Raw genomic sequence first — 11,131 nt, forward strand, 5'->3', positions numbered from 1 at the left:
CCCTGCCCCGGCGCGCCCCAGGGGCCCAGGCCCGCCAGCAGGTGCGCGAACGGCAGCGACTCCGTGGCGATGACGCGGCCCGGCCCCGGCAGCGCGGGGAGGAGCCCCTCCACCGGCGCGCGCAGGCCGTCCGGCCCCAGGGGCGGCACCAGCTGCAGGTGCTTGTGGCGCTGGCTGGCGCCGGCCGTCTCGCCCGCGTTGTAGAAGGCCAGCCCGTCCAGCCCCTCCAGGCACGTGGAGAGCGCGTCGAAGTCCGCGAGCGTCAGCAGCGCGTCCTGGGATTCGAAGGCCCGCGTCACCAGCAGCAGGTGGTGCTCCACGACGTTGAACTTGTTGAGCAGGCACACGTGCGCGGGCGGCACATTCCCCAGCACCAGGTCCGGGTCCGGGTTCGCGAACGGGTTGAAGGGCTCCGAGGGCTCCGAGGGCTCCGAGCCTCGGGGCGGCGCAGGCCGCTTGCGCTCCTTGAGCGCCACCTTCCCCAGCACGCGCACCTGGAACGTCGTGTTCGCGATGGGCAGCGTGCGCGCGTCCGTGGCGATGGGCTGGAGCGCCCCGGTCTCCAGCGCGCGGCGCGTGACGTCCAGCGTGCGGGGCCACAGGGCAGCGGGTAGCAACGTCGTGGCGTTCACGGGTGGCCTCCTGGGATGTCCGCCTCAGCGCGGAGGGCGGAAGACGTACTGGTACACCGGCGACTCGCTGCCGGGCGGGTACTGCGCGTCCATGAAGGCCACGTGCGCGTGGTGGGTGATGAGCACGTCCTGGAGGCTGTCGTAGAGCACCACCACGTTCGTGGCCTTGCCGGTGGCGTCCAGGTCCACGCGCACCTTCAGGTTGCCCTTGAGCTCCGGCTGGGTCATCAGGTGCTCCAGGTACAGCGCGACGAGCCCCAGCGACACGCGGTCGTAGATCTGCTCCACCGTGCCCTTCGCGGGCGACGCGGGCAGGTGCAGCTTCTTGCTCAGCTGCGCGGACTCCTCCGCCGCCTCGGGCACCGGGCGCTCCGGAGCGGCGAGCGCCGCGCGGTACGCCGCCACGGACTCGAAGTAGCGCTCCAGTTTGAGGAGCAGCCGCGCCCGCCGCACCTGGATGTCCGCGCGCTCCGGGGCCAGCGCCGCCGCCTCGTTCAACCGCGTCTCCATGGCGGCCACGTCCTGCTTTCCTTCCGCCAGCGTCGCCAGCCGCAGGAGCGGTTCGGGGTCCTTCGGCGTCGCGGCGGCCAGGCGCACCAGGGCCTTCGCCTCGTCCTCCGGGCGGTTCAGCTCCACGTTGAGCTTCACCCACTGGGCCAGCACCGCGGGCTCCGCGCCCCCGAGCGTCGCGTAGCGCTCCAGCATCTTCACGGCCTGCGGCTTGTCTCCGGCGGCGAGCCACGCCTCCGCCTGCCGCCGGTGCGCCTCGCGGTCATGCGGCTGGAGCGCGACGAGCAGCGCCCCGGCCTCCGCGCCCGCCTTCGCGTCCCCGGCCTCGCGCGCAAGCTTCGACAATACTTGAAGCGCCTCCGGCTGTTCGGGCCACTCCTTCACCGAGCGCACCAGCAGCGCCCGCGCCTCGGCCGCGCCCCCGGGCCTGCCCGCCAATAGCAGCGCCAGATCCGTGCGGAAGCGCGGGATGTCCAGCTTCGACAGCGCGTCGCGCAAGCGGGCTTCCGCCTCCGCGGGCTTGCCCTCCGCCTGGAGCCGCAGGCCGTCCACCCAGAGCGCGGGCGCGAAGCCGGGCACCCCCTTGCGCGCGGTCTCCAGCGGCGCGGCCGCGTCCTTCAGCATGCCCCAGCGCACGTACACCAGGCCCATGCCCACGTGCGGCCACGGGTTCTCCGGGTACACCACCGCCAGCGCCTTGAATTCGCTGAAGCTCTCCTCCGAGGGCAGCGCGAGGAAGGCCCGGTACACCCGGGGCATCGGATCCTTCGGCGCCTTCGCCTGCTGCGCGTCCAACTCCGTGCGCAGCGTGCTGGGGCTGCCCTGCACGCGCGCCGTGTCCACCCGCTGGAGCATCGCCATGCCCTCCGCGGCCGTCGCGGGCACCGGCCGGGCGCCCAGGGCCGGAAGCGCGCACAGCACGGACAACAGCAGGCACGTCAGGACTCGGGACGTCATCGGATGCAGGGACACGCCAGGGGGAGCCAGGGCTCCCGGACGCTACCAGATGCCCGCGCCCGGCGAGGGCCGCGAGCGATTACGCACTTCGCGTGAATTCCATGGATACACGTGATGTTTCACCGCGCCGGAACGGGGCGGAATGGCCCCGGAGGGCGAGCGCGCTTTCGGGCGCCGGACGCCACCCGGGCGGTAGGTCTTGACCAGAACGCGCGGTGCTGGGCGGAATGGACCTCATGGCCACCGCCGAGAAGCTCGTTTTCCCGACCATCGTCGAAGGACTCTTTGTCCGGGGACTCTCTGGGAAGGTGCCCTTCGCCCTCAAGGAGCAGCTGCGCAAGGAGGGGCTGGACCTGGACCGGCCCCTGAAGCCCGCGTACTCGCTGGACACGTGGACGCGCTGCGTGGCGCTCACCGCGAAGACGCTCCACCCGGACCAGCCGGATCCGGTCGCGTGGCGGATGCTCGGCGAGCGGATGATCGACGGCTACCGCGACACGATGGTGGGCCGGGCGCTGCTGGGCGTGCTGCGGCTCATCGGGCCCAAGCGGATGCTCATGCGCGCGCAGCACAGCTTCCGCACCGGCAACAACTACACCGAGGTGCGCATCACCGAGCGCGGCGAGCGCGAGGCGGACCTCTGGCTCAACGAGCCCGGCCAGCTGCGCTACTTCAAGCAGGGCGTGATGCTGGCCACGGTGCGCGCCGCCAGCGGCCCGGCCACGCAGGTGGACGTCGTCCAGTTCGACGACGACAGCGTCACGTACCGCGTGTCCTGGGGCGCTCCGGGTTCCTGAGCCGCGAAGCGTCCCCCTGTCGCCACGGATCCGCGACCCCGGGGCCCTTGCTCGCACCGGGCCCCATCTGCGAGCGTGAGCCCCTGCGCGCGGCGGTCGGGCCGAGGACGGCCGCGCGAAGAGGGGGATTCATCCAATGCCGTCGAGCGAGCGCGCCAACCTGCCGCGCTGGAACGGTCAACAGCGGGGTTTCTTCGAGATCTGGTTCCTGGTGGTGCTCGACCCGGGCGGCGACCGCGCCTGGTGGTTGCGCTACACCCTCTTCACGCCCGCGCCGGGCAGCGGAGGGGAGCCTCGCGCCACGCTGTGGGCGGCGGCGTTCGACTGCGCCTCCCAGGACCGGCCCGCGGTGGCGCTCAAGGCCATCCACCCGGCCTCCGAGTTCACCGCGCTGCGCTCCGGCGGAGTGCGCATCGCGGACTCGGAGCTGACGCCCGGCCACTGTCACGGGCAGGTCGCCAGCGGCGGGCACTCCATCGCGTGGGACCTGCGCTTCCAGGGCGGCCATCCGGGGCCGGTGCGCCGCGAGCCGCGAGGCACCGGGCTGTTGCCCCTGCCCACGCAGGTCGCCCACGTGCACGACGACGTCCTCTTCGACGGCACCGTGACGGTGGACGGTGAGCGCATCGACGTGAAGGGCGCGCCCGGCCTGCAGAAGCACCTGTGGGGCTACCGGCGGCTGGAGGAGCTGACGTGGCTGTACTGCCCGCGCTTCCGCGAGGACGACGACGCGCGGCTGGAGATCATGGCGGTGCGCGCGAAGCGCAAGCGGGGCCACCCCCAGGTCTCGCCCATCTACCTGCGCACGCAGGGCACCGAGCACACGTTCCACGAAATGCCCAACATGCTCTTCACCCGCGTGACGTCACCCGCGTCCGGGGAGCTGTCCTTCCGCGCCGTGTCCGCCACCGTGGCCGTGGAGGGCCGCGCGTGGTGCGACCCGCGCACGCTGGTGGGCTACGCGTACCGCGACCCCACGGGCTGGGACGTGCTGGTGGCGCAGAGCGACGTGGCCCGGTGCGAGGTGCAGCTCTTCTCCCGGCCGCATCCCTTCGCGGCATGGAAGGCCACGCACAAGCTCACCTCCACCGTGGGCGCGCTGGAGTTCCACGGCCCGGATCCAATGCCGGGCGTGCGCTACATCCCCTGGGACGGCACCGTGGTCCCGGACGAGGACGCGTCCGGCGAGGATGCGCCGGCCCTGGGCACGGGCTGACGCCGGGGTGAAGGCCGGGCCGCCCGCCCACGCCATTCGGGAGGGTGTGGACGGGGGCGGCCGTGGCCACCCTCTGGGGTGACGGCCCGACGCTCCCCATGCCCCATCACCGGCTGCTGAGACACCTCCAGTCGCTCCTCCGGGTGGAGCCCGGGAGACCGGCCCTGTGGGCGGGCATCCGGGCCGCCGTCGCCACCGCCCTGCCCCTGTGCCTGTCCTTCCTGCTCACCGTGCCCCAGGCCGGCTGGGCGGGCCTCACGGCGCTGCTCGTCACGCTCGCGGACAAGGGCGGCTCCTACCGCGTGCGGGCGCGCATCATGGGGACGGTGACGGTGCTGGGGGCGCTGGTCGGCCTGCTCGCCGCGCCCGCGGGCCGCACGTACTGGTTGGACGCCACGCTGCTGCTCCTGGGCGTCACCACGGCGAACTTCGCGCGCTGCTACGGCGAGACGGCGGGCTCCGTGGGAGGACAGCTCGCCGTCATCTTCGTCGTGTCGCTGGGCGCGCCCGCGGCCTCCACGCGCGAGGCCGTGCTGCGCGGCGCCGCGCTGCTGTTGGGCGGCCTGTGGGCGATGGGGCTGTCGCTGCTCCTGTGGCCGCTGAGGCCCTACCGTCCCGCGCGCCGGGCCGTCGCGCGGGTGTACGCGGCGCTCGCGATCGCGGCGGAGGACCTGGGGAACGCCACGCGGGACGGAGCCTCGTCCGAGTCGTGGGCGGCGGGGCTCAAGCGCCATGCGGGCATCCGCCCGGAAATCGAGCGGGCGCGCGACGTGCTCGCGGCCACGCGGCGCGGACGGCCTGACGAGTCCAGGCGGGGCGAGCACCTGCTGGTGCTGGTGGAACTGGCGGAGCCCATGGTGGCGCTGCTCAGCGCGCTGGCGGAGGCGATGCAGGTGGTGGGGAGGGATCCGCACCTGCACGCGACGCGCGAGCGGGTCATCCGGCTGTGCGAGGCCTTCAACGCGATGGACCAGTGGGTGTCGCGGGCGCTGCGGGAGGACCGCAACGAAGGCATGCGTGAGCCGCCCCGGCTGGCGCTGAGGCCCCGCCGCCGGCAGCCCGCGAGGATGGCCGCGCCCCCGGTGCGTCAGGGCGCGGAGGGGCCGCTGTCCACGCACGTCGCCACGCTGCTGGACCGGCTGCGCGAATACGCGGGCGTGGCGCACGAGACGGCGTCGGGTCTGCTCTTCGGAGACCCGGTGTCGCCGCGAGGCCGGGGCACGGTGGGCGGCACCCGGCGGCAGCAGGGATTCTCCCTGTGGCAGCCCATCCGCGACCACCTGCACCCGGACTCGGTGGTGGCGCGGCACGCGCTGCGCACGGGGATGGTGGCCACGGCGGCGCTGGGGCTGACGCGGGCGTTGCAGGTGGGCGACGCGCACTGGGTGAGCCTGGTGGTCATCTCCATCCTCCAGCCCTACGCGGGCAGCACGGAGGAGCGCGTGCTCCAGCGCACGCTGGGGACGCTGGTGGGCGCGAGCCTGGCGGCGCTCATCGCCACGCTGGTGCACACGCCGCCCATGATGATTGGCGTCATCAGCGCGCTGACGGCCATCTCCGTGGCGCTGCTGCCGCTGAACTTCGGCGCGTTCCAGGTGTTGCTCACGCCGGACTACCTGCTGATGGCGACGCTCAGCTCCGGGGACTGGACGGTGGCGTCGCAGCGCTCGCTGGGCGTGCTCATCGCGGGGGCGCTGGCGCTGGTGGGCTCATGGACGCTGTGGCCCAGTCCGGAGCGGCGCCGCTTCCCGGACGCGGCGGCCTCCGCCCTGCGCGCGGACGGGAAGTACCTGCAACAGCTGGCCACGCACCGCAGCGGCACGGAGCCCGCGGTGAACGAGGAGCGCCGGCTGCTGGACCAGGCGCTGCTGGAGGCGGAGTCCTCCTTCCAGCGGTTGATGACGGAGTACCGGGGCCCGCCCGGTCACCTGGAGCCGGGCATGGCGCTGCTCACCTACGCGCGCAGGTTCGCGCTGGCGGTGACGGCGCTGGGCACGGGGCGCCTCGAGGGAAGGACCCCCTCGGTGCTGCCGCAGCAGCTGGCACAGCGGGCCAGTGACAGCCTGGAGCTGCTCGCCCGGGCGTTGCAGGAAAGGCGGGAGCCACCGCCCCTGCCGGCCCTGTCCCTGCCGCGAACCAGCGACGACCCCGTGCTGGGGAAGCTGCTGGAGCGCGTGCCCCGGCAGCTGGGCATCCTGCACGGCGCGGTGGCGCGGATCAGCGAGGACCCGTCCCTGCGCTGACGTCCTTGGGCACGGCGCAGGCGGACCGGTAGTCCTGGAGCTTGCGTTGGAAGCGTTCCCGTTCCGGCGCGGGCCACTCCGCGGGCAGCAGCTCCACGGCCTTCTGCTGTTCGGCCAGTGCCTCGGTGCACTGGTTCAGCCCGAAGTGCGCGGCGGCGGCGGTCTCCAGCACATAGGGGTTGGGACGGCTTCCCATCATGGAGCGCCGGAGCACAGGGCGCAGCGCCATCAGGGCGGCGGTGTGCTGGCCCTGCTGGATGCGCTGCCAGGCCATCTCCGTGGCGAGCCACTTCTGAAGCGGCGCCAGGGCGTAGGCCTGCGCCAGGACCTTCGGATAGTCCGGATCCTCCGGCGTGTGGACGGCGAGCTGCATGGCAAGGTTGATCCACGCCCCGGTGCTCTGGGGGAAATGGGCCACCCGCATCCGCGCCCAGCCCAGCTTCTGCTCCACGAGGAGGTCGTCCCCACCCGTGCCTCCACGACGGAGGTTGAGCGTGAAGGTGTATGGGGTGGCCACGGCGTGTCCCGCCAGGGACCAGGGCCGGTACCGGCTCTCTTCCAGTTGCGGGATGAGGCGTTCGGAGGGCCGCCCCGAGCCATCCTCGATGGCCTGACAGCCCCGGACCCGTTCATCCGTTTCGATACGGCATTTCACGATGACCACTGCGTACTCGGCACGGGCAGGAGCCGCGCCGGCGCCCTGAGGATGGAGCACCGTCCCTTCAATCCTTTCAGGAAGACGGGTCTGCTCCTTCAGGAACTGGCAGGCCTTCTCGTAGCCCGCGTCACATGCGGCCGCGATGTCTCCGGCGGCCCGGCTGACCTGTGACTCGGAGGGCTGGCCCGCCAGGGCCGCGACGGCTTCGTCGAAGACCGCTGGAGCCTGGCTGGCATCCAACTCCAGGACAGGGGTGTCCGTGGGCATCCCCTGGTGGCCGCCCCACCCGAGGTTCGGCTTCTGGATCTCCTTCTCGTAGGAGCGGGGGTCCTCCAGGAAGTACCCCATGGCCAAGGTCAGATGACCATGGCTCGCGGCGGGTGGCGGCAGTTTGACCACGAGCTCGCGGTGCGCGCAGCCAGACGCCACCAACCCAATTGAAAGAACGAAGAGATGCCAACGCATGGCGGCGCACTCTATCGCAAGAATTCAGGGAGCCACGGACGTGGTGGCGGCGACCAGGTTCCCCGCGCCGTCCTTCGCCAGGCCATACAGCTTGATGGCACCCGTCACGGCGGGCAGTCGCACAAGCCACATACCGGGAGTGGTTCCCTTCCGGGACTCCAGCACCGTCACCCGGTCGCGCTCCTCCCGGGTCGCCGCGCCCCGGAAGTTGTAGGCGAAGGACACGTCCAGCGGCGTGGCGGAGGTGACGTCGAAGGCCACGTTGGCCCACTCCTTCTCCACACCCCGGACCTCCAGGCGCACCGGTACCGGCAGCGCGGGCTCTGGCTTCACGCCTGTGTATGCCTCTCGCACCGCGTGCCACGCCGGACGCTTGGAGGTGCCGGACAGCATGCCCGCACGGCCCGGCCGCAGCCACAGGCCCACGAGGACACGCAGGCCATGCTTGTGCGCGGCATCAAGCAGCAAGGGAGTCTCATCCCCCGTGCCCCAGGTGCGCAGCGTATTGACGCCCAGGGACTTCAATTGCTCGCAATCCCTGTCGAAGTTGGCGGGCCCACCCGAGCCGCTGAAGGTGACCCCCTTCGCCACATAGGGCTGGCCGTCCACCCTCAGCTGCCAACCCTCGCCTGCCTTCAGGATGGCGGTGCGCGCGTCCACCTCCCACGCGAGAAGCGCGGACAACAGCAGGACGCCGGTGGCGAAGGAGCGGGCAGTTGTCATGGAGGCGGGAAGCCTAGAATCAAAATTCTTTGGAGTCCCCCCTCGAGTCCATCAAGTCAACAGCATCGCGAAGACGCATCCCCTCCACGGCACGAAGCGCCTTCACGACGTTGATCAGCCCCAGCTTCATCCCCCGCATCTCATTCAACGCCTGTTCCACGGTCAGGCCTCGCCCACGAAGCTCACTCAAGACGTCGACGGCCTTCTTCGAAAAATCCATCTATTGGCAACCACAAGGGACTTCGGAGCGTACCGTGAAGCTCGAAGGGAACGGATGGAGCGGTGACTTTGGCGGCTCCTGCCCGGTGCAGGGCCACGGCGAAGCGGATGGGCGTCCGTTCTACTTCCGCGCCAGCCAGTCCGCGTCCTCAGGGGCCTAGCATTTGTCGTAGCGTCCCGGCTCACCGGGCGACTTGCGGCGGTAGCACATGCGCGCCTCATTCGCGGCGTCGGTGCAACTGGAGTCATAGACGCTCTCGCCCGAGGGCATGTCGGTGAACCTGCCGCAGTTCGTGCTGGACTCCTTGATCTCAAGGACGCGAGGAAACGTGTCGCCCACCGGGGTGACCTTCACGTCGGTCCCGCCGTGGACGAAGCCCATGTGGCTTGTCGACTTGATCGTGAAGATGGAGCGCAACCTGCCCTCCTGCGCCTCCCAGTACGACAGCGTCTCGTCTTCGTTGCGCGCGTCCGTCTCTGTCATCTCGACCCGGAAGACCTGCCGCACCGGGTCGGTGAGGTTCTCGAAGGAGAACACCACGCGAAGGGATTCACCCTCGGCCGAGCCCGGCAGGAACTCCATCGGGATGGCGCAGAAGGTGTTCTTGGCGCTGAGCGGATGAAGCACCACCCCCGCCAGCAGCTTGTTCCCCTCACACAGCTGTCCCCGGGCCTGGAGGACGACGTCCTGCGTGTCCGCGGACAGGATGCGTGCACGGAAGACGTCGAGCTGCGCGGACGCCGGCCCCTCCTCCTTCAAGCACTCCAGCTGCTCCCACGCGGAGTCCAATCCCAGCGGGTGGAGGAGCTTGCGCAACCCGGCGGTCGTCGTCGCGGCGCGCACCTGCTTCTTCAGCTCCTGGGGATCCACCACGACGCGCAGCGCCGATGGACAGGCGGCCTTGCTGGGGGACGGTGGCGCCTCGGCGGCCGCCGGGGGCGTCGCGAGGACGGTCAAGAGCAGCATCGCGGATGAAAGGTGCATACGGGCCCGAGATCCTGACATGGCCAGGCAATGACAGCCAGCCTGACATGCCTTCAGGGCCGGAACTCGCTCACAGCTCGTTGAAGACGAGCAGCCCCCGCGACGAGTCCACCACATACACGTGCCCGTCGCCGGGGACACGGACGCCATAGACGCCTTCGAAGATGCTGTCGCCCCGGTGGGGGTCGCTCTCGCGGAAGGTGTTGTAATGCGCCACCTGCGTGGGCCGCGTGGGATTGGACACGTCCAGTACCCGCAGGCCCTCGTGGTACCAGGCCACGTAGAGCCGGGTACCGTGCAGGATGAGGTTGTGGATGGACGTGACGGGCCGCATCCGGAACTCGCCCAGCTTCACGATGCGGGCCGGGTCGGTGACGTCGAGCACGCGCAGGTGGGAGCTGTGGAACTCTCCCCCTTCGAAGGCGAGGGTGCGGCCGGCGAAGGTCCCCACCGCGCTGTGATGCGCGAAGCCGAGATCCGGGCGCGGGTACAGGCCCAGGTAGCGCACGTCATCCAGGTTGGTGACATCCATCACCCCGTAGCCGCCGAAGGCGTTGCTGATGTACAGGCGGTTCTCATACACGAACGCGTCATGCGGCCCCCCGGAGTCGAAGTCCCCGGGGATGGTGATGAGGGTTCGCAGCACCGGAGCCAGCGGCTGGGACACGTCGTAGACATAGGTGCCGGTGTTGGGGACCATGGCGTAGAGCCGCCCGCCGTCGACGAGCACCGTGTGCGCGCCATAGGTCCCCGTCGGCAGGCTTCGCACGAAGACAGGCAGGGCGGGATTGGAGAGGTCGTAGACGTGGACGCCCCTGACGCTGCTGGCCACGTAGAGGGCGTTTCCCCAGGCCCAGACACCATTCCAGAAGCTGTCTCCGGGCAGGCTGATCGAGGCCGTGAGGATGGGATTCCTCGGGTCGCGCACGTCGAAGACGGTGAGCCCTCCTTCGCGGCCCTGGTAGGGCAGCGAGACGACGTAGGCGTGGTCCAGGGTGACATAGACATCCACGGGCTGCCCCTGCGCGACCTGGCGCTCCGAGAGCAGCGTCAGCCCTCCGGAGGACTCGGGCTCGCCCGCCCAGCTGGCGACGCGGTGGGCCTCGAAGGTGCCCTGCTGCGACAACTTCCCCCGGCGACAGGAGGCGAAGCAGCCGGTAATGACGTCCGGCGCGGGCCTCTGACAGCCCACCAGGGTCATGGTGAGGCTCGTGCGCGTGTTGGTCCCGATGAGGGAGAAGCGCCCGTCCTGCGTGTCCCGGAAGCGGAGCGGCTCGTCGTACAACGTGCTCGTGCCTCCGTCACTCCGGAGCTGGAAGCCGACGGGGCCGGTGCTGATGAGGGTGCCCCCGTCAGCCAGGCGTCTCTCGTCCCGGGTGTTGGCCAGATAGATGCCCTCCTGGGGAAGCATGGCGAGCGCCGCCGGGTCGCAATTCGAGACGTCGAAGCGGGACAGCTCCTCGCAGGCGCTGCTGGACGCGTCCCGCGAATCGAAGCCGCACGGCGCGAACGGGCCCCGATCCACCCAGTCTCCGTGCTCCTCCAGCTCGGTGTACGCGCCATCCCAGACAAAGGCGCCAGCGTCCGGGGTCCCCGCGTCGAAGGAGGATTTTGGGGGCGTGTCCTCACATCCAGGGAGGAGCTGGAGCGCCAGGATGACCAACAGCGTCCGCAGAGGACTTGTCATGGGAGACCTCGCAAGAGAAGGGCTCCCAGCCTAACGTTC

At 70.8% G+C, this 11,131-nt stretch carries 11 protein-coding genes; 4 read left to right on the forward strand and 7 right to left on the reverse strand.

The genetic code is table 11. The features are described 5' to 3' along the window. Both D7X55_RS26750 and D7X55_RS26755 read right to left on the reverse strand, forming a co-directional pair. A partial coding sequence (locus D7X55_RS26750; RefSeq protein ID WP_121724539.1) for an ATP adenylyltransferase occupies positions 1 to 632 on the reverse strand: 632 nt, incomplete at its 3' end. Positions 633 to 656: 24 nt separating this feature from the next. Next, a complete protein-coding gene (locus tag D7X55_RS26755; protein WP_121724540.1) occupies positions 657 to 2,099 on the reverse strand; it encodes a hypothetical protein in 1,443 nt (480 codons plus the stop codon). 236 nt (positions 2,100 to 2,335) lie between these two features. Between D7X55_RS26755 and D7X55_RS26760 the strand changes: the two genes are divergently transcribed. The 3 genes from D7X55_RS26760 to D7X55_RS26770 all read left to right on the forward strand — a co-directional run bounded on the left by D7X55_RS26760 (position 2,336) and on the right by D7X55_RS26770 (position 6,355). After that, positions 2,336 to 2,896 carry a DUF2378 family protein gene (locus D7X55_RS26760; protein ID WP_120548636.1) on the forward strand — a complete coding sequence of 187 codons (561 nt, stop codon included), beginning with the start codon at positions 2,336 to 2,338 and terminating at the stop codon, positions 2,894 to 2,896. Between the two features lie 136 nt (positions 2,897 to 3,032). Beyond that, positions 3,033 to 4,112, forward strand: a complete 1,080-nt coding sequence (locus D7X55_RS26765) for a hypothetical protein (RefSeq protein ID WP_120548613.1) — start codon at positions 3,033 to 3,035, stop codon at positions 4,110 to 4,112. A 62-nt stretch (positions 4,113 to 4,174) separates the two neighbouring features. After that, a complete protein-coding gene (locus tag D7X55_RS26770) occupies positions 4,175 to 6,355 on the forward strand; it encodes an FUSC family protein (protein WP_233610088.1) in 2,181 nt (726 codons plus the stop codon). Here the strand turns inward: D7X55_RS26770 and D7X55_RS26775 are convergent. From D7X55_RS26775 to D7X55_RS26785, 3 genes are all read right to left on the reverse strand, one after another. Continuing rightward, positions 6,330 to 7,361, reverse strand: coding sequence for a hypothetical protein (locus tag D7X55_RS26775; protein ID WP_120548614.1), 1,032 nt, complete (start codon positions 7,359 to 7,361; stop codon positions 6,330 to 6,332). The genes D7X55_RS26770 and D7X55_RS26775 overlap by 26 nt on opposite strands. A 141-nt stretch (positions 7,362 to 7,502) precedes the next feature. Next, positions 7,503 to 8,201, reverse strand: coding sequence for a hypothetical protein (locus tag D7X55_RS26780; RefSeq protein WP_120548615.1), 699 nt, complete (start codon positions 8,199 to 8,201; stop codon positions 7,503 to 7,505). A gap of 19 nt (positions 8,202 to 8,220) precedes the next feature. Then, positions 8,221 to 8,421 (reverse strand): hypothetical protein, encoded by a 201-nt coding sequence (locus D7X55_RS26785; protein WP_120548616.1) that lies wholly within the window; start codon positions 8,419 to 8,421, stop codon positions 8,221 to 8,223. 34 nt (positions 8,422 to 8,455) lie between these two features. Between D7X55_RS26785 and D7X55_RS45380 the strand changes: the two genes are divergently transcribed. After that, positions 8,456 to 8,581 carry a hypothetical protein gene (locus D7X55_RS45380; RefSeq protein ID WP_255425037.1) on the forward strand — a complete coding sequence of 42 codons (126 nt, stop codon included), beginning with the start codon at positions 8,456 to 8,458 and terminating at the stop codon, positions 8,579 to 8,581. Here D7X55_RS45380 and D7X55_RS26790 read toward each other — a convergent pair. Beyond that, a complete protein-coding gene (locus tag D7X55_RS26790; protein ID WP_147468247.1) occupies positions 8,578 to 9,405 on the reverse strand; it encodes a hypothetical protein in 828 nt (275 codons plus the stop codon). The genes D7X55_RS45380 and D7X55_RS26790 overlap by 4 nt on opposite strands. 70 nt (positions 9,406 to 9,475) lie before the next feature. Then, positions 9,476 to 11,092 (reverse strand): LVIVD repeat-containing protein, encoded by a 1,617-nt coding sequence (locus tag D7X55_RS26795; RefSeq protein WP_121724542.1) that lies wholly within the window; start codon positions 11,090 to 11,092, stop codon positions 9,476 to 9,478. Between the last annotated feature and the right edge of the window lie 39 nt (positions 11,093 to 11,131).

Source organism: Corallococcus sp. AB049A (genome assembly GCF_003668885.1).
GTDB lineage: Bacteria > Myxococcota > Myxococcia > Myxococcales > Myxococcaceae > Corallococcus > Corallococcus interemptor.

What these genes read in the sequence shown, in the direction of transcription:
- D7X55_RS26790 (WP_147468247.1), bottom strand. Translation starts at nt 9,405, where the DNA reads ATGCACCTTTCATCCGCGATGCTGCTCTTGACCGTCCTCGCGACGCCC.
- D7X55_RS26765 (WP_120548613.1), top strand. Translation starts at nt 3,033, where the DNA reads ATGCCGTCGAGCGAGCGCGCCAACCTGCCGCGCTGGAACGGTCAACAG.
- D7X55_RS26755 (WP_121724540.1), bottom strand. Translation starts at nt 2,099, where the DNA reads ATGACGTCCCGAGTCCTGACGTGCCTGCTGTTGTCCGTGCTGTGCGCG.
- D7X55_RS26780 (WP_120548615.1), bottom strand. Translation starts at nt 8,201, where the DNA reads ATGACAACTGCCCGCTCCTTCGCCACCGGCGTCCTGCTGTTGTCCGCG.
- D7X55_RS26795 (WP_121724542.1), bottom strand. Translation starts at nt 11,092, where the DNA reads ATGACAAGTCCTCTGCGGACGCTGTTGGTCATCCTGGCGCTCCAGCTC.
- D7X55_RS26785 (WP_120548616.1), bottom strand. Translation starts at nt 8,421, where the DNA reads ATGGATTTTTCGAAGAAGGCCGTCGACGTCTTGAGTGAGCTTCGTGGG.
- D7X55_RS26775 (WP_120548614.1), bottom strand. Translation starts at nt 7,361, where the DNA reads ATGGGGTACTTCCTGGAGGACCCCCGCTCCTACGAGAAGGAGATCCAG.
- D7X55_RS26760 (WP_120548636.1), top strand. Translation starts at nt 2,336, where the DNA reads ATGGCCACCGCCGAGAAGCTCGTTTTCCCGACCATCGTCGAAGGACTC.